This window comes from Brevibacterium sp. MGP-B1 (assembly GCF_057766545.1).
In genome coordinates this window covers 505,189-529,121 of record NZ_CM173407.1, presented here as the reverse complement: position 1 = coordinate 529,121, position 23,933 = coordinate 505,189, and the positions used below count along the sequence as shown (strand labels likewise).

The following is a 23,933-nucleotide window of genomic DNA, read 5'->3' as shown; positions in this document are numbered from 1 at the left end:
GTCAGATCAGGCGTTGATCTTGGTGACTCGACCGGCGCCGACGGTGCGTCCACCCTCGCGGATAGCGAAGCGGAGGCCGTCTTCCATAGCGATCGGCTGGATGAGCTCGACCGACATGTCGGTGTTGTCGCCGGGCATGACCATCTCGGTGCCCTCAGGCAGCGTGATGACGCCGGTGACGTCCGTGGTCCGGAAGTAGAACTGCGGACGGTAGTTCGAGTAGAACGGGTTGTGACGTCCGCCCTCGTCCTTGCTCAGGATGTAGACCTGAGCTTCGAACTTGGTGTGCGGGGTGATCGAACCCGGCTTCACGATGACCTGACCGCGCTCCACGTCTTCGCGCTTGGTGCCGCGCAGAAGCAGACCGACGTTCTCACCTGCACGGGCATCCGGCAGGGTCTTGCGGAACATCTCGATAGCGGTGACGGTCGTCTTGGACGACTTCTCCTTGATGCCGACGATTTCGATTTCGTCGTTCGGCAGGAGGACGCCGCGCTCGACACGACCGGTGACGACGGTTCCACGACCGGTGATCGTGAAGACGTCTTCGACGGGCATGAGGAACGGCTTGTCGACATCGCGCTCCGGCTCGGGAACGTTCTCGTCGACGGCTGCCATGAGTTCCTGAACGCTCTTGACCCACTTCTCGTCGCCTTCCAGCGCCTTGAGAGCGGACACCGGAACGACAGGAGCGTTGTCTCCGTCGAATTCCTGGCTGGAGAGCAGATCGCGAACCTCGAATTCGACGAGCTCGAGGAGCTCTTCGTCATCGACCATGTCGGACTTGTTCAGAGCCACGACGATGTAGGGAACGCCGACCTGACGAGCGAGCAGCACGTGCTCACGGGTCTGGGGCATCGGGCCGTCGGTGGCGGCAACGACGAGGATCGCACCGTCCATCTGAGCGGCACCGGTGATCATGTTCTTCACGTAGTCGGCGTGACCCGGGGCATCGACGTGAGCGTAGTGACGCTTCTCCGTCTGGTACTCAACGTGCGAGACGTTGATGGTGATGCCGCGCTCCTTCTCCTCAGGTGCGTTGTCGACCTGGTCGAAGGCGCGTGCCTCGTTGAGATCCGGGTACTGATCCGCCAGGACCTTGGTGATCGCGGCGGTCAGGGTGGTCTTTCCGTGGTCAACGTGGCCGATGGTGCCGATGTTGACGTGCGGCTTAGTCCGTTCGAAACTAGCCTTTGCCACTGGGTTCCTCCTCGTGGTTGTCAAAAGATATGCGGTTCATATCTTAGACCTTTTGTTGGTTATCTTTCATTCCGGCGACCATGTTCTTGATCACCGGGGCGACCGGAATTCGGAGATTACTCTCCGCCGCGCACCTTCTGGATGATCTCCTCGGCAACAGCCTTCGGGACCTCCGCATAGCTGGAGAACGTCATCGAGTACACCGCACGGCCCTGGGTCTTCGACCGCAGATCACCGATGTAACCGAACATCTCCGAGAGCGGGACCACAGCCTTGACGACCTTCACGCCGGAAGCATCGTCCATCGACTGAATCTGTCCACGCCGGGAATTCAGGTCGCCGATGACGTCACCCATGTATTCCTCAGGGGTACGCACCTCGACGTCCATGACCGGTTCGAGAAGAACCGGGTTCGCCCGCTGGACGGCCTCCTTGAAGACCATCGAACCGGCGATCTTGAATGCCATCTCCGAAGAGTCGACATCGTGGTAGGCGCCGTCGACCAGAGTGGCCTTGACACCCACCATGGGGTAACCGGCGAGGGCACCGAACTGCATGGCGTCCTGGATGCCGGCGTCGACGCTCGGAATGTACTCGCGCGGAACGCGTCCGCCCGTGATGGCATTCTCGAACTCGTAAATCGTATCGCCTTCGACCTCGAGGGGCTCGAAGGTGACCTGCACCTTAGCGAACTGTCCCGATCCACCCGTCTGCTTCTTGTGGGTGTAATCGTACTTCTCGACAGTGCGGCGGATGGTCTCACGGTAGGCGACCTGCGGCTTGCCGACGTTCGCCTCGACCTTGAACTCGCGACGCATGCGGTCGACAAGGATGTCGAGGTGCAGCTCGCCCATTCCGCGGATGACGGTCTGGCCGGTCTCGTCGTCAAGCTCGACTTGGTAGGTCGGGTCTTCCTTGACGAACTTCTGGATGGCCGAGGACAGCTTCTCCTGGTCGCCCTTGGTCTTCGGCTCGATGGCCACGGAGATCACAGGCTCCGGGAAGGTCATCGATTCGAGAGCGATCGGGTTCGCCGGGTCGCTGAGGGTGTCACCCGTCGTGGTCTCCTTGAGACCGATGAAGGCGTAGATGTGGCCGGCGAACGCCTCTTCGACAGGGTTCTCCTTGTTGGAGTGCATCTGGAAGAGCTTGCCGACGCGCTCCTTCTTGCCCGACGAGGTGTTGAGCACCTGCTCACCGGACTTGACGTGACCGGAGTACACGCGCACATAGGTCAGCGAGCCGAAGAACGGGTGGGAGGCGACCTTGAAGGCCAGAGCCGAGAACGGCTCGTCCGTCGAAGGCTTGCGGGTCAGTTCCTCTTCGTCGTTGTTCGGGTTGTGACCGATCATCGGAGGCACGTCGAGCGGCGACGGGAGGTAGTCGATGACCGCGTCGAGCATGGGCTGCACGCCCTTGTTCTTGTACGCGGAACCGCACATGACCGGGAAGGCCTCGGACTTGATGACGAGTTCGCGGATACCGGCCTTGACGTCAGCCGTCGTGAGCTCTTCGCCCTCGAGGTACTTCTCCATGAGCTCTTCCGAGCTCTCGGCGACGTCCTCGACGAGCTGCGCACGGTACTGAACAGCCTTGTCCTTGAGATCCTCGGGGATCTCGACCTCGGTCATGTCCTGACCCATCTTGGTCTCATCGGGCCAGACGTAGGCCTTCATCTCAAGCAAGTCGACGACACCGGCGAAGTCGCTTTCGGCACCGATCGGCAGCTGGATGACCAGCGGCTTCGCGCCGAGGCGCTCCTTGATGGTGTCGACGGTGAAGTAGAAGTCAGCACCGAGCTTGTCCATCTTGTTGACGAAGCAGACGCGCGGAACATCGTACTTGTCGGCCTGACGCCACACGGTCTCGGACTGGGGCTCAACGCCCTCCTTGCCGTCGAACACAGCGACAGCGCCGTCGAGGACGCGCAGCGAACGCTCGACCTCGACCGTGAAGTCAACGTGACCGGGGGTGTCGATGATGTTGATCTGGTTGTCGTCCCAGTAGCAGGTCGTCGCGGCCGACGTGATCGTGATGCCGCGTTCCTTCTCCTGGTCCATCCAGTCCATGGTGCCGGCGCCGTCGTGGGTCTCGCCCATCTTGTAGTTCACGCCGGTGTAGAAGAGGATGCGTTCGGTCGTAGTTGTCTTACCGGCATCGATGTGGGCCATGATGCCGATATTACGGACCTTGTTCAGGTCGCTGAGCACGTCAAGTGCCACGGTGTCTCTCTCTCAATCGATGATTTGCTCGACTCCCCTGCGCTGCCGGCCGACAGAACTCGCGGACGAGGTCCGCCGACCGGCGCACAGGGCAGGCGATTACCAGCGGTAGTGGGCGAAGGCCTTGTTGGACTCGGCCATCTTGTGAGTGTCCTCGCGGCGCTTGACTGCTGCGCCGAGGCCGTTGCCGGCATCCAGGATCTCATTCATGAGTCGTTCGGTCATGGTCTTCTCACGGCGCTGGCGGGAGTATCCCACGAGCCACCGCAGAGCCAGAGTGGTCGAACGAGCCGGACGAACATCAATCGGCACCTGGTAGGTCGCACCGCCGACACGGCGGGAGCGGACCTCGAGGGACGGACGGATGTTGTCGAGAGCCTTCTTCAGGTTGACAACGGGGTCGTTGCCGTTCTTCTCGCGGGTGCCTTCGAGGGCACCGTAGACGATCCGCTCTGCGGTCGAGCGCTTGCCGTCGAGCAGGATCTTGTTGATCAGCTGCGTGACGAGCGGTGAGCTGAAGACCGGGTCAACGACGATCGGTCGCTTGGGTGCAGGACCTTTACGTGGCATTACTTCTTCTCCCTCTTCGCACCGTACTTGCTGCGGGCCTGCTGGCGACCCTTGACACCCTGGGTGTCGAGCGAACCGCGGACGATCCGGTAGCGAACACCGGGCAGATCCTTGACGCGGCCACCGCGCACGAGCACGATCGAGTGCTCCTGCAGGTTGTGTCCCTCGCCCGGAATGTATGCGGTCACCTCGATCTGGCTCGAAAGCTTGACACGAGCGACCTTGCGAAGAGCCGAGTTCGGCTTCTTGGGGGTAGTGGTGTACACACGGGTGCACACTCCACGACGCTGCGGGCTGCCCTTGAGGGCAGGAGCGTCCGATCCTGCTGTATTGACATGCCGTCCCTTGCGGACGAGCTGTTGGATAGTCGGCACTAAGCGTTCTCCATTTGCTTCTCGATAGACCTAATTCCCAATTTCGGCCACGACCGCAGTCGTCTCTGTGAACCGTGGGACATATCCGACCGGACACCGGGTGAAGCTTGGCTCCCGATGCCAGTAACCACGCGAGTCACCGACCCCTGCGCCCGGGTGTGTCGCAAGGACACGGAAGCGCAGCGACGACTTCTCGGCGGCCTGCAGCGACGACTTCTCTCAAGGATTCCGGGCCTCACAGAACACCCGGCAGGATCGATCGACGACGCAGATAACACAATCAGTCGCCTACCAGAATATCTCTCTCGAGCACGTCTGGTCAAAATGGCGGTCAGCCATCATACCCCGCCCTGCCGCGGAAATCACGCAGCACATCGCGAGCCGCGAGGACCACGTCTCTCACCTCGGACGACACGGAACCGCAACATACTCCTCGACTGCCGGCGAACCGCACCACCCGGACTCCCGCACTCACAGCGTGACCGGGCGGCCGCCTCGGCGAGGGCTGATCCATACTTTCCTTGACTCATTCAAAAGAAGCAGGCATTCTGTTGCTGTGAACGGGACGAAGCATGAACACGACGAAGACGCTGCCGCGGCTCTGCGTCAGACGTCACTGCGTGTGACGAAACAGCGGGTCGCAGTCCTCGATGCCGTGCGCGATCATCCGCATGCGGATACCGAGAGCGTCATCCGCTCGGTGCGGGAATCGCTGCCGGCGGTCTCCCACCAAGCTGTCTATGACTCGCTCCACACTCTCACCGAGGTAGGGCTCCTCCGCTGCATCAAGCCTTCGGGCTCTGTGGCTCGGTACGAGCGCCGCATCGGGGACAATCACCATCACCTGGTGTGCCGGTCATGCAGTCTCATCGTCGATGTCGACTGCACGATCGGTCAGGCCCCGTGCCTGACCCCGTCCAACGATGCCGGCTTCGTCATCGATCAGGCCGAAGTGACATTCTGGGGCCTGTGCCCCGACTGCACGGCCACCGGTGCTCAGCTGACCGGCGACGATCAGCTCTCGACCGTGTGACTCCGGGCTTCCGTTCGCCATCACCCGTCTTCTCCCGAGGACACGACTATGCCCTCTTTACGAGGGCGGCTCATCCCGTCATCCGAGTCGTCGACCGCGGCTCGACTGTGAAAGGAACACAATGACCACTCCGACCACCGGCGGCTGCCCAGTCGTCCACACCAGTACGGAGCCGGCGACGGCGCCGGAATCCGACCAGCTGGTCAACCCCGTTCAGGGCGATGCCAACGCTCAGTGGTGGCCCAACCGCCTCAACCTCAAGATCCTCGCCAAGGGGCAGCCGGCACGCGACCCCATGGATCCTGACTTCGACTACGACGCAGAGTTCAACAGCCTCGACTACTACCAGCTCAAGGCAGACATCGAAGCCCTGCAGAAGGACAACCAGGACTGGTGGTCCGCTGATTTCGGACACTACGGTCCGTTCATGATCCGCATGGCCTGGCACTCGGCCGGCACCTATCGCGTGCAGGACGGCCGCGGAGGCGGCGGCGAGGGTCAGCAGCGCTTCGCGCCTCTGAACTCCTGGCCTGACAACGTTTCGCTTGACAAGGCTCGCCGTCTGCTGTGGCCGGTGAAGAAGAAGTACGGCAAGAAGATCTCATGGGCCGACCTCTTCATCCTCGCCGGCAACGTCGCTCTCGAATCGATGGGCTTCAAGACCTTCGGCTTCGCGGGCGGCCGCAAGGACGTCTGGGAACCCGACAACGATGTGTACTGGGGCTCCGAGACCGAATGGCTGGGCACCGACAAGCGCTACGTGGGCAACCGTGAGCTGCAGAAGCCTCTGGCGGCGACCACCATGGGCCTCATCTACGTCAACCCCGAGGGCCCCGAGGGCGAACCCGATCCGGTCAAGGCCGCGATCGACATCCGTGAGACCTTCGGACGCATGGCCATGAACGACGAGGAGACCGTCGCTCTCATCGCCGGCGGACACACCTTCGGCAAGACGCACGGTGCCGGTCCCGAATCGCACAAGGGAACCGATCCGGAAGCCGCTCCGCTCGAAGAGCAGGGCCTGGGCTGGAAATCCGATTTCGGCACGGGGCAGGGCAACGACTCCATCGGCTCGGGCATCGAGGTCACGTGGACCTACCACCCGACCCGCTGGGACAACGAGTTCTTCCACATTCTCTTCGCCTACGAGTGGGAGGTCTTCGAGAACGAAGGCGGACACCTGCAGTGGCGGCCCAAGGACGGCGGCGGGGACGATATGGTCCCCATGGCCCAGGGCGACGGACGCCGCGAGCCCCGTATGCTCACGACCGACCTGTCGCTGCGCTTCGACCCGGCGTACGAGAAGATCTCGCGCCGCTTCAAGGACGACCAGAAGGCGTTCGAAGATGCTTTCGCTCGCGCCTGGTTCAAGCTCACCCACCGCGATATGGGCCCGGCGACCCGTTACCTCGGCCCCGAAGCTCCGAGCGAGGAGCTCATCTGGCAGGACCCGGTTCCGGCCGGCACCCCGCTTGATGACGCCGGCCTCGAAGCCGTCAAGGCCTCCGTCCGCGAGTCCGGGCTGACCGTCTCGCAGCTCGTGTCGACGACATGGGCCGCGGCCTCGTCCCACCGCGTCTCGGACATGCGCGGCGGCGTCAACGGAGGTCGACTCCGTCTCGAACCGCAGCGCAGCTGGGAGGCCAATGAACCTGCCAAGCTCGCCGAGGTGCTTCCCGTGCTCGAGGGCATCGCCGAGTCCACCGGCGCGTCGTTTGCCGATGTGCTGGCGATCGCCGGTGCCGTCGGAGTCGAGATCGCTGCCGCGGCAGCCGGTCACCCGATCACGGTTCCGGTCTCCACCGGTCGCGGCGACGCCACCCAGGAGCAGACCGATGTCGACTCGTTCGGCTACCTCGAGCCGACTCACGACGGTTTCCGCAACTACCTCGCCGAGGGGCTTCCGCTCAAGGCCGAGTACCTCCTGCTCGACAAGGCCAGCCTGCTGGGTCTGACCCCGCCGGAGCTCACGGTCCTCATCGGCGGACTCCGCGTCCTCGGTGCGAACTACGAGGACTCCGAACTCGGTGTCTTCACCGACCGCCCCGGCGAGCTGACGAACGACTTCTTCGTCAATCTGCTCGACCTCGGCAACGTCTGGAAGCCTGTCGGACCGTCAGAGACGGCCAATGTCTACGAGTGCTTCTCCCCCGAGGGCGAGAAGCTGTGGACCGGCAGCCGGATCGACCTCCTGTTCGGAGCGAACTCCGAGCTGCGCGCGATCGCCGAGGTCTACGGCTCGGATGACGCGAACGAGAAGTTCGCCGCCGACTTCGTCAAGGCCTGGACGAAGCTCGTCGAAGCCGACCGCTTCGACCTCAAGCGCTGATCCGGCGACGGTCACCGAGGTGACCGACGCGGCAGCATGACGATGCCCCCACCGATCGGTGGGGGCATCGTCTTTGCTTCGCCGATATCAGGCGGCGTTCACTCCTCCCGGTTGAGGACGGCGAATCCGGTGAAGATCCTGTCGAAGTGCGTGACGGCTGCGTTCTCGATCGTTGTCTCGTCGGTGTCCGCCGAGGTGGTGTCAGCGCTCGCGTCCGATCCGTCGGAGCCCGAGGCGCTGCCGTCCGAGCTGGTTCCGTCCGAGCTGGATCCGTCAGAGGAGCTCCCGGAGTCGGCGCTGCCGCTCTGATTACCCTGCATTCCGTTGGCCTGTCCGCCGGGCATGCCTCCGCCGTTCGATTGTCCTCCGGGCATTCCGCCGCCATTCGACTGTCCGCCGCCATCCTGAGCACCGCCCTGTTGGCCGCCCATTCCGCCGGGTCCGTTCTGGCCTCCCGGCCCCTGGCTCGTCCCCGAATCGTTCGTCGCCATGGCCACCGATGCACCGATCGCTCCTCCGGCGAGACCGCCGACGACGAAGAGAGCCGATCCGGCGAGCACTGCGGGGATGAGCGGGACGCGTCGCTTCTGCTTGCGTGGTCCCTCGGAACCGCCGGACTGGGCGATCGGAGCGGACCGGTCATAGGGGTTCACCCACGGCCGCTGTCCCTCCGGGCTCCCGGCCCGCGGATCGGGTGCCGAGCGGGTCGTCTGCTCGCCCCATTCGTTAGCCCTGCCCGGGACTCCCGGATCCGATTGCATCGCCCAGTTGGGTCCGGCATGAGGTCCTGCCATGCCCTCCTGAGCTTCGACCCTACGGGTGCTGTCAGCGGCGTTCGGGCCCGACGCTGTGTTCTCCGCGTGGTTGCGGTCCGGATTGGGGTTCTGGTCGGGGTTCTGGTTCTCGGTCATGGAATCTCCTCTGGTTGTCGGTGATTCCACTCTCCGCCGACTCGCTGTAGCCCCTCCCAGTCGTGCCTGTGGCCAACCTGTGCGACTCGCCTCAGGCGGCAGGCAGGCGCAGCTCGAAGCTCGTACCAGCGTCCGTGGTCGACATCGAGATGCCGCCGCGCATGAGTTCGACGAGTCCGGTGGCGATCGACAGTCCCAGCCCCGAGGAACCTCCCTTGGCTCCGTCCTGCCGTGCCCGCGAGGGGTCTCCACGCACGAAGCGGTCGAAGACCCGGTCCCGGATCTCGGGCGGAATGCCCCCACCGTCGTCGCTGATGCGGATCGCCACGACATCGCTGGGCAGCTGCCCGGAGACCGGCTTCCGGGCCGCCAGTGCCTCGACGTGCACGCTGGTGCCCGGGGGCGTGTGCACACAGGCGTTGGTGAGCACGATCGATACGACCCGACGGACCTGATCGGCTGCTCCGCGCACCTCGAGGGCCTCCGGGGGAACATCGAGGGAGATCGAATGGTCGGGATTGACCACATGGGCGTCCTCGACGAGTTCGACGAGCAGGGAGGAGACGTCGACGGTGTCCTCCCTCGTCGGCTGGCGGCCGGCTTCGAGTCGGGCGAGGAGGAGGAGATCATCGACGAGGGAGGACATCCGCATCGCTCCGGAATCGATCTTGCCCAAGGAGGTGGCCACCTCGGCGGGCAGATCATCACGGTACGGGCGGGTGAGGTCGGCCCAGCCGCGGATCGTCGCGATCGGAGTGCGCAGCTCATGGGAGGCGTCGGCGACGAAGCGGCGCATCTGCTCCGTGCCGCGGTAGCGCTCCTCGAGGGCGGAGCCGACGTGGTCGAGCATCCGATTGACCGAGGCTCCCACATCGCCGACCTCCGTGCCCGGCACCGCCAGCTCGGCGGGAACCCGCAGCGCGAGCTCGGGTTTGCCGGCGCTCAGCTCCAGGTCGGTGACCTCCCTGGCAGTGCGGGCAACGTCGCGCAGGTCCCGCAGCTGGCGGTGGATGATCACAGCCATGAGCGCGGCTGTGGCGATGACGCCGATGAGGACGACGATCGCGGTCGTCCAGGCGGTGCGTTCGAGCGCGGAATCGACACTGCCCTGCGGGACACCGTAGACGGTGGTGGTTGCGCCGTCATCGAAGGCCACGACCCGGTAGGCACCGAACCCGGGCACCCGCACGGACTCATGGGCGGATTCGCCGCCGTGAGCATCGACGTCGAGCAGGGCATCGATCGCTTCGGCGGACAAAGAGCGCGGACGGGTCAGCCCCGCCTCGGCGATGAGCCCCTCTCCCCCGTCGCCGGAATCGACGACGACGAGAGCTCCGTCGCCGACCCCCGGCTGGAAGAGATAGCGCAGAGCCGAATCGACCGCCGCCATCGAGTCGTCGCCCCCACCGGAGGTGCCCGGATTGCCGCTCGTCCCGGGGCCCGCACCGGGGCCGTCACCCGAGCGTGCATGTGAGGTCATCGAAGTCAGCTGGGCGTCGAGGTCGGTCATCAGAGATCCGCGCACGCTCAGCCAGGAGGCGGTGCCGATTCCGGCGCCGACGAGGAGGAGGACGAGACCGGCGAGGACGATGAGCCTCGTCTGCAGCCGCCAGCGACGCAGAGTCACTGTTCCGCCCGCATGATGTAGCCGGCTCCGCGCTTGGTGTGGAAGAGGTTCGGCAGGTCGGGGAACGGGGTGTCGATCTTCTTCCGCAGGTAGGAGACGTAGAGTTCGACGATGTTGCCGTTGCCGCCGAAGTCGTAGTCCCACACGCGGTCGAGGATCTGGGCCTTCGACAGCACCACCCGCGGGTTGCGCATGAACAGCAGCAGCACCTCGTATTCGCGAGCCGTCAGCTCGATCGGATGGCCGGCCCGGGTGACCTCATGAGAGCGTTCGTCGAGTTCGAGGTCACCCACGCGCAGCACATCATCCTCGTCGACCGGACCGTTCGAGACCCCTCGGCGCAGACGCACCTCGATCCGGGCGATGACCTCATCGAGGTTGAACGGCTTCGTTACGTAGTCGTCCCCGCCCAACCGCAGACCCGTCAGCCTGTCGTCGACCTCGTCTCTGGCAGAGAGGAAGACCACCGGAGTGTCGATGCCCTCGGCTCGGATCTTCTCGATCACGGCGAACCCGTCGAGGTCGGGCAGCATGACGTCGAGGACGATGGCGTCGAAGCGTTCGCTCCTGGCCAGCGCCACGGCCTCGCGGCCGGTGCCGACGCCCTCGGCTTCCCAACCTCTGACGTGGCAGGCCATGACGAGGAGCTCGGAGAGGTTCGCCTCGTCGTCGACGATGAGGATGCGCGCCGGCGGATTCGCTGTCGGGTTCATAGCTCGATTATCCCCTCAACCCGCGCTGAGATCGTAGAGCGAAACGGAGTCGACGGTCGTCGCCTCGTAGTTCGCCTCCACCCAGGCCGCGATCTGGGACGACGCGGAGTCCGAGTTCCCGCCGCCGGGACCCTGACCGCCGCCGGAGCCCGATCCGATGTAGTAGTGGATCTTGCCGTCGGCCACGAGCTGTTTGAACTCGGCGAGGGTCGGCGAAGGATCGGTGCCGTTGAACCCGCCGATCGCCATCACGGGCTCTTCGAGCGCGAGCTGATATCCCGCCGCCTGATTCGCTCCGGTCGTCGCAGCCACCCATGTGTAGTCCGCGGCATCCTGTTCGAGCAGCTGCGTGAGTTCGTCCGAGGGTTCGGAGCCGTTGAGCAGACCGCTCATTCCGCCTCCGCCGCCGGTGCCGCCGTCTGTCTTGGCGCCGCCGGGCATCCCCCCGGTGCCGCCCGTGCCGGCTTCGGAATTGCCTGTCCCGCCGGGCGTACCGCCGGTCGTGCCATCCGTGCCGTCGGCGCCTCCGCCGGGCCTGGCTCCGCCGCCGGGCATTCCGCCACCGCCGGGTCCACCGCCCATGCCCGAGCTCGTGCCGGCGATCGTGACGATCGAACCCTGCGTCGTCCCGGCGATCGTGCGCACGGCCAGCTGAGCCGGAATCGCAGCGCTGCCGAGGATGGCCAGCGCGACGAGCACCGAGGCGAGCGCCGTGCCGATCCGCCGGTGTGCGGTGACGATGAGGACCAGAGCGCCGAGGATCGAGACGATGAGCACGCACCAGCGCAGGACGCCCGGGAACCCGGTCATCTGCGAGCTGATGATGAACTGCCACGCTCCGGTCAGGGCCCAAGCCACCGCCAGGAGCAGACGTGGGAGGAACCCGTCATGGGCGAGCAGCACGGCGACGCCGAGGCCGATGACGGCGGCGATCGCGGGAATGAGCGCAACCGTGTAGTACTCGTGGACGATCCCGTTCATATTCGACAGCACGAGCCACGTGACGGTCAGCCATGCACCCCACATGAGCAGTCCCGCGCCGAGGCTGCCCGTGCCGATTGCGGCGGACGAGCGCACCGCACGGCCAGTGTCCTTGTCACCGTCCGTGACGGTGTCCGGGATGGTGTCCGTCGAACGTGTTCCGGTCGGAACGGTTCCGTCCGTGACGGTGGGGACACGGCGACGGCGGGCCGCCTCGGCGAGGATGAGGAGAACGACCGTCACGATCAGGAGGAATAGTGCGGTGGGCAGGAACCACGACACCTGCTGGCCGAAGCTGCCGGTGAACAGGCGGGTGATGCCCGTCTCGCCCCATCCGCCGCCCTGGCCGCCTCCTCCGCCGACGGACCCGGTCTCGTTGCCGGTCAGCCGTCCGAAGCCGTTGTAGCCGAAGGTGAGTTCGAGGAAGGAGTTCGACTGGGAGCCGCCGACGTAGGGTCGGGAGCCGGCGGGAGTGAGCTCGACGAGGGCGATCCACCAGCCGGCGCTGACGATCATCGACCCAAGCGGGACGAGCAGCCACAGCAGACGACGTGGCCAGGAGGTGCGGGCGAAGAGCACCCAGGCCACAGCGAGGCCGGGGACGATGAGGAGGACCTGGAACTGTTTGGTCAGGAAGCCCAGCCCGAGGCAGACTCCGGCGAGGACGAGCCAGCCGACGATGCGGAGGGCCGAGCGTCGCCGGTGGGCCTCGGTGAGCGTGCGCAGGGCGTGCTGGGTCGCGACGACCGCACCGATCATCAGGGTCACCAGCAGCGCGTCCGGGTTGTTGAACCGGAACATCAGCGCCACGACCGGGGAGACGGCGAAGATCGCGCCGGCCCCCAGAGCGGCGGCCTTCTCAAGCCCTGGTCCGACATGGTGCCGCAGGCTCAGCCGCATCGAATGGACGATGAGGAGCACGCTCACCCCGGCCAGGAGGACCTGGGGCAGGAGCATCGAGAACGATGAGAAGCCGAAGACGCGGGCGCTCAGGGCCATCAGCCATAGGGAGGCCGGGGGTTTGTCGACGGTGATCGCGTTCGCCGAGTCGAGGGAGCCGAAGAGGAACGCCTCCCAGTTCTCCGAACCGGCCTGCACGGCCGCCGCATAGAAGGAGTTCGCCCACCCGTTGGCGCTGAGGTTGGCGAGGAATGCCGCGATCGTGCCGAGGGTGAGAACGGTGAGTGTGATCGGGTACCAATGCCGTCGCAGTCCGCGGGTGCGGGCATATCGGGTGGGGGTCTCAGACATGGTCGATGTCCTTGTCGTTCGGGTGCGCCGTTCCGGCTACAGCAGTCGTGGTGGCGCGGTGGACGCTCTGGTGGGAACCGCGGGCGAAGACCCATGTGCGCATGAGCACGAACCGGACCACGGTGGCGGCGAGGTTCGCCGCCGTCAGCACGGCGAGCGTGCCGACAGTTGCCCACGGCCCGGTGAAACCATCGGCGACGGCCAGACCTGCCGAGGTGAAGGCCAGGCACAGGCCGAAGGCCGCCATGCCCTTCAACTGGGAGGTCAGGCGGCGGTGCGGAGATCTCACTCCGAAGGTGTGGCTTCGATTGAGAGCCGTGTTCGCGATCGTCGAAAGGAGCAGCGCAAGGATGTTCGCCGCGGGTTCCGAGACGAATTGGATGCCGAGGAGGAACAGCACGGCGTAGAGCACGGTGCTGATGATCCCGACGTCGATGAAGTGGAGGATCTGTGCTCCGGTGTTCGGTGCGGGGACTTCGTGACTGGTCCGGATGCGTCCGCCGGTGCGCAGCCGGACGATGCCCTTGATGTCCTTCCACGCCGTGCTGACGACGTCGACGGAGGAGTCAGGGTCATCCGTCCAGTCCGTACCGAACTCGTGGATGCGGTACCCGGCCCACTCGGCGCGGGCGAGCAGCTCAGTGTCGAAGAACCACTCACTGTCCTCGACCTGCGGGAGCAGTTCCTTCGCAGCCCGTGCCGACAGCGCTTTGAAACCGCATTGGGCGTCGCTGAACCCGACACCGAGGCTGAGCTTGAGCAGTCGGTTGTAGCAGCGGGAGATGATCTCTCGCGTGACCCCGCGCTCGACCGCAAGACCGGGTTGGAGGCGCGAGGCGATGGCGACATCGGCCAGTCCCGACCGGATGATCTCGACCATCGGGTCGAGGACACGGATGTCTGTGGCCAGATCCACGTCCGTATAGGCGACGACGTCCGCCGACGAGGCCTGCCACACCTGGTTCAATGCGCGTCCGCGGCCCTTCTGCTCGAGGCGGACGTATTCGACCTGCGGATGCGTCGCCGCCAGGGTCGCGGCGATGATGGGAGTCTCATCCGTGCTCGCATTGTCGGCGATGATGATCGTGACCTCGGTGCCTCTGGAGGGTTCGACGGCCAGGAGAGTCTCGATCGAGGCGGCCAGCGAAGCCTCCTCGTTGTAGACCGGGACGACGAGGTCGACGGTCGTGGGCGTTCGCAGGGACGGGGCTGCTGGGTGCGCTGCGGGCTGGTTCCCGGCGCTGCTCTCGTATCTCATGGAGACCACATTCGCGTCCCTGCTTAGGCCCACCATCGGTCGCAGCTGTGGCCCGGCTGTGGACGGGACGACACGACACAGAGCCCTGTCCGACCGCCTCGGCGGAAGGCCCGGTCCGTGGGGGTGATTCCCGCTACACTGGTGGCCATGGCCGACGATGACTCCCCTGCCCCGAAGCGCCGGATCCGTGCCTCCGACAAGGACCGGGACGAGGTCCTCTCCGTGATCACGGAGGCGGTGACGAACGGACGCCTCGACCCCGAGGAGACCGCGCAGCGGCAGGATGATGCCATCTCCGCGAAGTTCCTCGACGACCTCATGCCGCTGATCGACGATCTGCCGGAGGGTCACCGACTCCACCAGAGGCTCGCCAGCCAGACCGGTCACGATCAGGGATCGGGCCCGGGGTCGGCTCTGCAGCGACGGGAACCGGCCGAGCTCAGCCCGGCCGTCGATCCTGGTTCCGCCCCGCCCACGAACTCGGTGGCCATCATGTCCGGTCGTGAGATCGACGTGGCACCAGGCACCGGACAGGTCACCACCTATGCGCTCATGGGCGGGGACAATATCGATCTGTGCGCCGTCATGGGACCGGGTGTGACCATCGAGCTGGTTTCCTACTCGATGTGGGGCGGCAACGACATCTACGTCCCGCCGGGTGTGCGCATCCGCGACGAGACGATCAACATCATGGCGGGCAATGAGGTCCGTCAGTCCGCGCGGGGCGACGGATCGAACGGCACCGTCGTCCTCAAGGGCTTCTCACTCATGGCCGGACACGATGTCCATCTGGCCAAAGGCTACCGAGCAAAGGATCAGGGTCAACTGGAATGAAGATCGGTGTACTCACATCGGGCGGAGACTGCCCGGGCCTCAACGCTGTCATCCGCGGCATCGTCCGCAAGGGAATCCGCACCCACAATGCCTCATTCGTCGGCATCCGCGACGGCTGGCGAGGTCTGCTCCACGACGACATGTTCGATATGACCATGCTCGATGTCCGAGGCCTCTCCGGTCGCGGCGGCACCATCCTCGGCACCTCACGCACCCACCCGTATGAGGACGGCGGTCCCGAGCGCATGCGCGAGGTCATGGCCGCCCACGGCATCGATTCGCTCATCGCCATCGGCGGCGAGGGCACGCTCGCAGGGGCCTCGCGTCTGGTCAACGAGGAGGGTCTGCACATCGTGGGCGTGCCCAAGACCATCGACAACGATCTCGGCAACACCGACTACACCTTCGGCTTCGACACCGCTCAGTCCATCGCCACGGAAGCGATCGACCGGCTGCGCACCACAGCCGAATCGCACCACCGCTGCATGGTCATCGAGGTGATGGGACGCAACGTCGGTTGGATCGCTCTGCACGCGGGCATGGCCGCGGGTGCCCATGCGATCCTCATGCCCGAGTTCCCCGTCGACTTCGATCAGATCGCCGAATGGGTGACCTCGGCCAAAGATCGCGGACGCGCACCGATCGTCGTCGTCGCGGAAGGGTTCGTTCCCGAGGGGTTCGATTCCCAGGTCGCCGACCACGGCGTGGACAACAAGGGCCGGGTCCGCCTCGGCGGGATCGCGAACTACCTCGCTCCGAAGATCGAAGAGATCACCGGTATCGAATCCCGGGCCACGATCTTGGGACACCTGCAGCGAGGCGGCTCCCCCACTGCGTACGACCGCGTACTGTCCACCCGGCTGGGCATGGCGGCGGTCGACCTCGCCCAGCATGGCCACTGGGGGAAGATGGCCAGCCTCAAAGGCACGGACATCGTCTCCGTGGAGATGTCCTCGGCCGTGCACAGTCTCAAATCGGTGCCGCTGCATCGCTGGGAAGAGGCGCAGGTGCTCTTCGGCTGAACGCTCGCGACATCTTCATCGAGAAACGGGTGGAGTGTCGAGATACGGGCGCACACGCCCGTGTTTCGACACTCCACCCGTTCCTCGATGCCGCAGACATGAATAGCAGGAGGGGCATCCACCGAACAGTGGATGCCCCTCCTGCCTGCCTTACGGCCGGGAGATCAGCTGATCAGCTGAACGCTCCGTAGTCGTAGTCCTCCAGCGGGATGGCGGAACCGGAATCGGCTCCGATGCCTGCGTAGAAGTCGCCGTAGCTGTTGGTGAACATCTCGGCCTTGGCCTCTTCGGTCGGCTCCACCACGAGGTTGCGGTGGGTCTGCAGGCCGGTGCCGGCAGGGATGAGCTTACCAAGGATGACGTTCTCCTTGAGACCCATGAGCGTATCGGACTTGCCTTCCATGGCCGCCTCGGTGAGGACGCGGGTGGTCTCCTGGAAGGATGCGGCCGACAGCCACGACTCGGTGGCCAGCGAAGCCTTCGTGATACCCATCAGCTCGTCACGAGCCGATGCCGGCTGGCCGCCTTCGGCGACCACACGACGGTTCTCCGCCTGGTAGCGGCCGCGGTCGACGAGCTCACCGGGCAGCAGGTTCGTATCGCCCGACTCGATCACGGTCACGCGACGCAGCATCTGCCGCACGATGACCTCGATGTGCTTGTCGTGGATGCCCACGCCCTGCGAACGGTAGACCTTCTGAACTTCCTCGACGAGGAAGCGCTCGGCCTCACGGCGACCGCGGATGCGCAGCACCTGCTTCGGGTCGACGGCACCGACGATGAGCTGCTCTCCGGCCTTGACGTGCTGACCGTCCTCGACCATGAGACGGGCACGCTTGGACACCGCGTGCTCGATCTCTTCGCTGCCGTCATCAGGGGTGATGATGACGAAGCGGGTCTTGCGGCTGTCGTCGATCTTCGCCCGTCCGGTCGCCTCGGCGATGGGGGCGAAGCCCTTCGGCGTGCGAGCTTCGAAGAGCTCGGTCACACGCGGCAGACCCTGCGTGATATCACCTGTCGAAGCGGCGGCACCACCGGTGTGGAACGTACGCATCGTCAGCTGGGTACCGGGCTCACCGATCGACTGTGCTGCGACGGTGCCGATGGCCTCGCCGATGTCGACGAGCTGGCCGGTCGCCATCGAGCGACCGTAGTGCTCGGCGGAGATCTGCGCATCGGAATCGGCAGTCAGCACGGAGTGGACCTTGAGCTCTTCGATGCCGTTGGCCACGAGCATGTCCACCACTGCACCGGTGACATCGGACTTGGCCGGCAGGAGCACATTGCCCTCGGCGTCGGTGACATCGGAGACGGAGAGACGACCGTAGACGCTGGTCTCGGCGTACTCGTGCGGAACCAGGTTGCCCTCGTGATCGCGTTCGGCGATCGGCAGAGTGATGCCCTTGTTCGACTCGGCCTCTGCAGCGCGGATGATGACATCCTGCGAGACGTCGACGAGACGACGGGTCAGGTAACCGGAGTCAGCGGTACGCAGAGCGGTATCGGCCAGACCCTTACGAGCACCGTGCGAGGCGATGAAGTACTCGAGCACGGCGAGTCCCTCTCGGTAGTTCGACACGATCGGACGCGGGATGATCTCACCCTGCGGGTTCGTCACCAGGCCGCGCATACCGGCCAGCTGACGCACCTGCATCCAGTTACCGGAGGCACCGGACTCGACCAGACGCAGCACCGAGTTCTCCTCGGGGAAGTTCGTGCGCATGATCTGGTCGACCTTCTCGGTCGTCTCCGTCCACAGCTTGACGAGCTCGTTGCGGCGCTCGTCGTCGGTGAGTGCACCGAGTTCGTACTGCTGCTGAACCTTCGTGTCGATGACCTCGGCATCGTCGATGATCTCGGTCTTCGCCTCGGGTGAGACGACGTCCGACATCGCGATGGTGATGCCCGAGCGGGTGGCCCAGTGGAAGCCGCCGGCCTTGAAGTTGTCCAGCGTGTGCGCAACCTCGACCTTCGGGTACTCCTCGGCGAGGTGGTTGACGATCCGGCTCAGGGCCTTCTTGTCGATCGTGGAGTTCACGAACGCGTAGTCGGCAGGCAGGTACTCGTTGAACGTCGCGCGTCCCAGAGTGGTCTGCACGTCCAACGGGTCGCCGGCCTCCCAGCCCTCGGGAAGCTCCATGTCCGCGTTGGGAACGACGTCTTCCAGGCGGATGGTGATCGGTGAACCGAGGTCGAGCTCTCCGCGGTCGAAGGCCATGATGGCTTCGCCCATACCGGAGAACGCACGGCCCTCGCCGGCCAGTCCCTTGCGCTCGGAGGTGAGGTGGAACAGACCGATGATCATATCCTGCGAAGGCATGGTCACGGGCTTGCCGTCCGAGGGCTTGAGGATGTTGTTGGCAGAGAGCATGAGGATGCGGGCCTCGGCCTGCGCCTCGGGGCTCAGCGGCAGGTGCACAGCCATCTGGTCACCGTCGAAGTCAGCGTTGAACGCCGAGCAGACGAGCGGGTGCAGCTGGATGGCCTTACCCTCGATGAGCTGCGGCTCGAACGCTTGGATGCCCAGACGGTGCAGGGTCGGTGCACGGTTGAGCAGCACGGGGTGTTCGGTGATGACCTCTTCGAGGACGTCCCACACCTGCGGATGCTGGCGCTCGACCATGCGCTTGGCCGACTTGATGTTCTGAGCGTGGTTGAGATCGACCAGACGCTTCATCACGAAAGGCTTGAACAGCTCGAGAGCCATGGTCTTCGGCAGACCGCACTGGTGCAGGTGCAGCTGCGGACCGACGACGATGACCGAACGGCCCGAGTAGTCCACACGCTTACCGAGCAGGTTCTGACGGAAGCGTCCCTGCTTGCCCTTGAGCATATCCGACAGCGACTTGAGCGGGCGGTTGCCCGGTCCGGTCACCGGACGTCCGCGACGTCCGTTGTCGAACAGCGAATCCACGGCTTCCTGCAGCATCCGCTTCTCGTTGTTGACGATGATCTCGGGAGCACCGAGATCGAGCAGACGCTTGAGGCGGTTGTTGCGGTTGATGACGCGACGGTAGAGGTCGTTGAGGTCCGAGGTCGCGAAGCGTCCACCATCGAGCTGCACCATCGGGCGCAGCTCCGGCGGGATCACCGGAACGACGTCGAGGACCATGCCCTCGGGGTTGTTGTCGGTGGTCAGGAACGCGTTGACGACCTTGAGGCGCTTGAGCGCACGAGTCTTGCGCTGTCCCTTGCCGGTGGCGATGAGCTCACGCAGCTTCTCGGCTTCGCCTTCGAGATCGAAGTCGATGAGGCGCTTCTGGATGGCTTCGGCACCCATGGCACCGGTGAAGTACAGGCCGAAGCGGTGGAACATCTCGCGGTACAGGCTCTCGTCACCTTCGAGGTCGTTGACCTTGAGGTTCTTGAACCGGTCCCACACCTGCTCGATACGGTCGACCTCGCGGTCGGCGTTCTTGCGCAGCTTGTCCATTTCCTTCTCGGCGGTGTCGCGCAGCTTCTTCTTGGCCTGGGCGGTTCCGCCTTCGGCCTCGAGTGCGGCGAGATCCTCTTCGAGCTTCTTGGCACGACGGTCGATGTCGGCGTCACGGCGGGTGCCGATCTGCTGCTTCTCGACGTCGATCTTGTTCTGCAGGCTGGGCAGATCACGGTGACGGGAATCCTCGTCGACCGAGGTGATCATGTAGGCCGCGAAGTAGATGACCTTCTCGAGGTCCTTCGGAGCCAGGTCCAGCAGGTAGCCCAGACGCGAGGGCACACCCTTGAAGTACCAGATGTGGGTGACGGGAGCGGCGAGCTCGAGGTGGCCCATCCGCTCACGACGCACCTTGGCACGGGTCACTTCGACGCCGCAGCGTTCGCAGATGATGCCCTTGAAGCGGACTCGCTTGTACTTTCCGCAGGCGCACTCCCAGTCGCGGGTGGGGCCGAAGATCTTCTCGCAGAAGAGTCCGTCCTTCTCCGGCTTCAGGGTGCGGTAGTTGATGGTCTCAGGCTTTTTCACCTCACCGTGTGACCAGCCGCGGATGTTCTCCGTGGTGGCAAGACCGATGCGCAGTTCATCAAAGAAATTGACGTCAGGCACGTAAATCCTCTTTCCTGGCGATGAACGAATCGTTCATCAAAAAGTTGTGTCGGTTGAAGTGGAAGTCCTCAGACTTCTTCTACGGTCTGTGCTTCGCGGCGGGAGAGGTCGATGCCGAGCTCTTCGGCGGCGCGGTAGACCTCGTCCTCCGACTCGCCCATCTCGACATGGCCTCCGTCGGAAGACAGGACTTCGACGTTGAGGCACAGGGACTGCATCTCCTTGATGAGGACCTTGAACGACTCCGGGATTCCCGGGTCGGGCAGGTTCTCACCCTTGACGATGGCTTCGTAGACCTTCACACGGCCTGGGATGTCATCGGACTTGATCGTCAGAAGCTCCTGCAGGGTGTAGGCGGCGCCGTAGGCCTCGAGGGCCCAGACTTCCATCTCACCGAAGCGCTGACCACCGAACTGCGCCTTACCGCCGAGCGGCTGCTGGGTGATCATCGAGTACGGTCCGGTCGAACGCGCGTGGATCTTGTCGTCGACGAGGTGGTGGAGCTTGAGCATGTACATGTAGCCGACCGAGATCGGGTACGGGAACGGCTCACCGGAGCGTCCGTCGAACAGCTGGGCCTTGCCCGAGGAATCGATGAGGCGGTCCCCATCGCGGTTCGGGGTCGTCGAATCCAGCAGTCCACGCAGCTCCTGCTCGTGCGCACCGTCGAAGACGGGGGTGGCCAGGTTGGTGCCGGCCTCGGCTTCGCGAGCGGCCTCCGGCAGCTCGGCAGCCCATTCGGGGTTGCCCTCGATCTTCCAGCCCTGCTTCGAGATCCATCCGAGGTGGACCTCGAAGACCTGTCCGATGTTCATACGACGGGGAACACCGTGCGGGTTGAGGATGACGTCGACAGGGGTGCCGTCGGCGAGGAACGGCATGTCCTCGACCGGCAGGATCGTCGAGATGACGCCCTTGTTTCCGTGACGACCGGCCATCTTGTCACCGATGGTGATCTTGCGGCGCTGAGCCACATAGACACGGACCATCTGGTTGACGCCGGGCGAGAGCTCGTCGTCGTCCTCGCGGTCGAAGACGCGCACACCGATGACGGTGCCGATCTCGCCGTGGGGAACGCGCAGCGAGGTGTCGCGGACCTCACGGGACTTCTCACCGAAGATCGCGCGCAGCAGGCGCTCTTCCGGGGTCAGCTCGGTCTCACCCTTCGGTGTGACCTTGCCGACGAGGATGTCACCGTCGGTGACCTCGGCGCCGATGCGGATGATTCCGCGATCGTCGAGGTCGGCCAGGGCGTCGGGCGAGATGTTCGGGATGTCCCGAGTGATCTCTTCGGCACCGAGCTTGGTGTCGCGAGCATCGACTTCGTGCTCTTCGATGTGGATCGAGGAGAGCACATCGTCCTGGACGAGACGCTGCGAGAGGATGATCGCATCCTCGTAGTTGTAGCCTTCCCAGGACATGAACGCCACGAGGAGGTTCTTGCCCAGAGCCATCTCGCCGTTCTCGGTGGACGGTCCGTCGGCGAGGACGGTTCCGGCCTCGACGCGATCGCCTTCGTCGACGAGGATGCGCTGGTTGTACGAGGTGCCGTGGTTCGACCGCTTGAACTTCGCAGCCTTGTAGGTCAGCTGGGTTCCGTCGTCCGCGAGGACAGTGACGTAGTCGGCCGAGACCTCGGTGATGACACCGGACTTCTCAGCGGTGATGACATCGCCGGCGTCGACGGCGGCACGGTATTCCATGCCGGTGCCCACGACCGGGGATTCGGCCATCACCAGAGGCACGGCCTGACGCTGCATGTTCGCACCCATGAGGGCGCGGTTGGCGTCGTCGTGCTCGAGGAACGGAATCAGAGCCGAAGCCACAGACACCATCTGACGTGCGGAGACGTCCATGAAGTCGATCTGGTCGTGCTGGACCAGCTCGGCCTCACCGCCGCCGCCCTTCGGACGGGCCAGGACCTCGACCTCGGCGAAACGCTGGTCGTCGGTCAGCGGTGCGTTGGCCTGGGCGATGTTGAACTCGAGTTCGTCATCGGCGGTCAGGTACTGCGTCTCATCGGTCACGACACCGTCGACGACCTTGCGGTAAGGCGTCTCGATGAAGCCGAAGGGGTTGATGCGGGCGTAGGACGCCAGCGAACCGATCAGACCGATGTTCGGACCTTCGGGGGTCTCGATCGGGCACATGCGGCCGTAGTGCGAGGGGTGCACGTCACGGACTTCCATGGCGGCACGGTCACGCGAGAGACCGCCGGGTCCCAGTGCGGAGAGACGGCGCTTGTGGGTCAGACCCGCGAGCGGGTTGTTCTGATCCATGAACTGCGAGAGCTGCGAGGTGCCGAAGAACTCCTTGATCGCAGCCACCACGGGGCGGATGTTGATCAGGGTCTGCGGGGTGATCGCCTCGACGTCCTGAGTGGTCATGCGCTCACGCACGACGCGCTCCATCCGGGACAGACCGGTGCGGATCTGGTTCTCGATGAGCTCGCCGACGGCACGGATGCGGCGGTTGCCGAAGTGATCGATGTCGTCGAGCTTGACGCTGATCTCGACCTCTTCGCCGTCGCGGGTGCCCTTGGCCGTGTCTACTCCGGCGTGCAGAGACACGAGGTAGCGGATGGTGGCGACGACGTCTTCGGTGGAGAGCACCGAGTCCGACAGCGGGGCTTCGACGCCGAGTTTGCGGTTGACCTTGTAGCGGCCGACCTTGGCCAGGTCGTAGCGCTTCGGGTTGAAGTACAGGTTGTTGAGCAGGTTGCGAGCGGCCTCAGCGGTCGCGGGCTCTGCCGGGCGCAGCTTCTTGTAGATGTCGAGCAGCGCTTCGTCCTGCGTGGTGACGGTGTCCTTGGCCATCGTCTCGCGGATCGATTCGAACTCGCCGAACTCTTCGAGGATCTTCGCTTCGGACCAGCCGAGGGCCTTGAGCAGAACAGTCACGGACTGCTTGCGCTTGCGATCGAGGCGGACACCGACCTGGTCGCGCTTGTCGACCTCGAACTCCAGCCAGGCACCGCGGGACGGGATGATCTTCGCGGTGAAGATGTCCTTGTCCGTGGTCTTGTCGACGCTGGATTCGAAGTAGGCGCCGGGCGAACGCACGAGCTGGGAGACGACGACGCGTTCGGTGCCGTTGACGATGAACGTGCCCTTGTCGGTCATGAGGGGGAAGTCACCCATGAACACGGTCTGGCTCTTGATCTCGCCCGTGTTGTTGTTCATGAACTCGGCGGTGACGTACAGCGGCGCCGAGTAGGTCATATCGCGTTCCTTGCACTCATCGATCGAGTACTTGGGAGCTTCGAACCGGTGCTCGCGGAACGACAGCGACATGGATCCGCCGAAGTCTTCGATCGGCGAGATCTCTTCGAAGATGTCTTCGAGTCCCGAGGTGGTTGCGACGGAGTCATCCCCGATCTCGATGGCCTCGGCGACGCGGTCCTGCCACGCCTCCGATCCGATCAGCCAGTCGAAGCTGTCCGTCTGCAGACCGAGCAGATCGGGAACCTCGAGGGGCTCGCGAATCTTCGCGAAGGAAATTCTCTTGGGGGGATTAGCGGTCCTGGTGTTGTCGTTGGCGGCGGCCAATTGGTTCCTTCCGAG

Annotated in this window: 15 protein-coding genes; 4 read left to right on the top strand and 11 right to left on the bottom strand. The window is 64.7% G+C overall.

Features of this window, described 5'->3' with window-relative positions; all coding sequences use genetic code 11:
• Window positions 1–6: 6 nt before the first annotated feature.
• The 4 genes from tuf to rpsL all read right to left on the bottom strand — a co-directional run bounded on the left by tuf (window position 7) and on the right by rpsL (window position 4,366).
• The gene (gene tuf / locus AC3CD9_RS02380) at window positions 7–1,200 is read right to left on the bottom strand and encodes an elongation factor Tu (RefSeq protein ID WP_173156442.1); all 1,194 of its coding nucleotides are present in this window, start codon (window positions 1,198–1,200) and stop codon (window positions 7–9) included.
• 116 nt (window positions 1,201–1,316) lie between these two features.
• On the bottom strand, window positions 1,317–3,422 hold the full coding sequence (fusA, locus tag AC3CD9_RS02375) for an elongation factor G (protein WP_488366130.1): 2,106 nt from the start codon (window positions 3,420–3,422) through the stop codon (window positions 1,317–1,319).
• Between the two features lie 99 nt (window positions 3,423–3,521).
• Entirely contained in the window at window positions 3,522–3,992 is a 471-nt protein-coding gene (gene rpsG / locus AC3CD9_RS02370) for a 30S ribosomal protein S7 (protein WP_039206341.1), read from the bottom strand.
• Entirely contained in the window at window positions 3,992–4,366 is a 375-nt protein-coding gene (rpsL, locus tag AC3CD9_RS02365; protein WP_025777935.1) for a 30S ribosomal protein S12, read from the bottom strand. The genes rpsG and rpsL overlap by 1 nt, the downstream gene beginning before the upstream one ends.
• A 556-nt stretch (window positions 4,367–4,922) precedes the next feature.
• On the opposite strand from rpsL, the gene AC3CD9_RS02360 reads away from it, so the two are divergent.
• Both AC3CD9_RS02360 and katG read left to right on the top strand, forming a co-directional pair.
• Entirely contained in the window at window positions 4,923–5,399 is a 477-nt protein-coding gene (locus AC3CD9_RS02360; RefSeq protein ID WP_488366128.1) for a Fur family transcriptional regulator, read from the top strand.
• Window positions 5,400–5,520: 121 nt separating this feature from the next.
• A complete protein-coding gene (katG, locus tag AC3CD9_RS02355) occupies window positions 5,521–7,728 on the top strand; it encodes a catalase/peroxidase HPI (protein WP_488366127.1) in 2,208 nt (735 codons plus the stop codon).
• Window positions 7,729–7,826: 98 nt separating this feature from the next.
• Here the strand turns inward: katG and AC3CD9_RS02350 are convergent, their stop codons facing one another.
• The 5 genes from AC3CD9_RS02350 to AC3CD9_RS02330 all read right to left on the bottom strand — a co-directional run bounded on the left by AC3CD9_RS02350 (window position 7,827) and on the right by AC3CD9_RS02330 (window position 14,469).
• Window positions 7,827–8,639 (bottom strand): hypothetical protein, encoded by an 813-nt coding sequence (locus AC3CD9_RS02350; protein ID WP_488366126.1) that lies wholly within the window; start codon window positions 8,637–8,639, stop codon window positions 7,827–7,829.
• 91 nt (window positions 8,640–8,730) lie between these two features.
• The gene (locus AC3CD9_RS02345; protein WP_488366125.1) at window positions 8,731–10,266 is read right to left on the bottom strand and encodes a sensor histidine kinase; all 1,536 of its coding nucleotides are present in this window, start codon (window positions 10,264–10,266) and stop codon (window positions 8,731–8,733) included.
• Window positions 10,263–10,979 (bottom strand): response regulator transcription factor, encoded by a 717-nt coding sequence (locus tag AC3CD9_RS02340; protein ID WP_488366123.1) that lies wholly within the window; start codon window positions 10,977–10,979, stop codon window positions 10,263–10,265. The genes AC3CD9_RS02345 and AC3CD9_RS02340 overlap by 4 nt, the downstream gene beginning before the upstream one ends.
• Before the next feature lie 15 nt (window positions 10,980–10,994).
• Entirely contained in the window at window positions 10,995–13,211 is a 2,217-nt protein-coding gene (locus AC3CD9_RS02335; protein ID WP_488366121.1) for an ArnT family glycosyltransferase, read from the bottom strand.
• Window positions 13,204–14,469, bottom strand: a complete 1,266-nt coding sequence (locus AC3CD9_RS02330) for a glycosyltransferase (RefSeq protein ID WP_488366120.1) — start codon at window positions 14,467–14,469, stop codon at window positions 13,204–13,206. The genes AC3CD9_RS02335 and AC3CD9_RS02330 overlap by 8 nt, the downstream gene beginning before the upstream one ends.
• Before the next feature lie 147 nt (window positions 14,470–14,616).
• On the opposite strand from AC3CD9_RS02330, the gene AC3CD9_RS02325 reads away from it, so the two are divergent.
• Together AC3CD9_RS02325 and AC3CD9_RS02320 are read left to right on the top strand one after the other, a co-directional pair.
• Window positions 14,617–15,303 (top strand): DUF1707 SHOCT-like domain-containing protein, encoded by a 687-nt coding sequence (locus AC3CD9_RS02325; protein WP_488366119.1) that lies wholly within the window; start codon window positions 14,617–14,619, stop codon window positions 15,301–15,303.
• Window positions 15,300–16,325 carry an ATP-dependent 6-phosphofructokinase gene (locus AC3CD9_RS02320; protein WP_139468563.1) on the top strand — a complete coding sequence of 342 codons (1,026 nt, stop codon included), beginning with the start codon at window positions 15,300–15,302 and terminating at the stop codon, window positions 16,323–16,325. Before AC3CD9_RS02325 ends, AC3CD9_RS02320 begins: the two co-directional genes overlap by 4 nt.
• A 172-nt stretch (window positions 16,326–16,497) precedes the next feature.
• Here AC3CD9_RS02320 and AC3CD9_RS02315 read toward each other — a convergent pair whose 3' ends face one another.
• Together AC3CD9_RS02315 and rpoB are read right to left on the bottom strand one after the other, a co-directional pair.
• Entirely contained in the window at window positions 16,498–20,370 is a 3,873-nt protein-coding gene (locus tag AC3CD9_RS02315; protein ID WP_488366118.1) for a DNA-directed RNA polymerase subunit beta', read from the bottom strand.
• Between the two features lie 68 nt (window positions 20,371–20,438).
• Window positions 20,439–23,918, bottom strand: coding sequence for a DNA-directed RNA polymerase subunit beta (rpoB, locus tag AC3CD9_RS02310; RefSeq protein ID WP_139907294.1), 3,480 nt, complete (start codon window positions 23,916–23,918; stop codon window positions 20,439–20,441).
• Between the last annotated feature and the right edge of the window lie 15 nt (window positions 23,919–23,933).

Excerpts from the sequence above, each read along its gene's own strand:
- AC3CD9_RS02325 (WP_488366119.1), top strand. The coding sequence starts at position 14,617 with ATGGCCGACGATGACTCCCCTGCCCCGAAGCGCCGGATCCGTGCCTCC.
- AC3CD9_RS02340 (WP_488366123.1), bottom strand. The coding sequence starts at position 10,979 with ATGAACCCGACAGCGAATCCGCCGGCGCGCATCCTCATCGTCGACGAC.
- rpsG (WP_039206341.1), bottom strand. The coding sequence starts at position 3,992 with ATGCCACGTAAAGGTCCTGCACCCAAGCGACCGATCGTCGTTGACCCG.
- katG (WP_488366127.1), top strand. The coding sequence starts at position 5,521 with ATGACCACTCCGACCACCGGCGGCTGCCCAGTCGTCCACACCAGTACG.
- AC3CD9_RS02330 (WP_488366120.1), bottom strand. The coding sequence starts at position 14,469 with ATGAGATACGAGAGCAGCGCCGGGAACCAGCCCGCAGCGCACCCAGCA.
- AC3CD9_RS02320 (WP_139468563.1), top strand. The coding sequence starts at position 15,300 with ATGAAGATCGGTGTACTCACATCGGGCGGAGACTGCCCGGGCCTCAAC.
- AC3CD9_RS02335 (WP_488366121.1), bottom strand. The coding sequence starts at position 13,211 with ATGTCTGAGACCCCCACCCGATATGCCCGCACCCGCGGACTGCGACGG.
- AC3CD9_RS02350 (WP_488366126.1), bottom strand. The coding sequence starts at position 8,639 with ATGACCGAGAACCAGAACCCCGACCAGAACCCCAATCCGGACCGCAAC.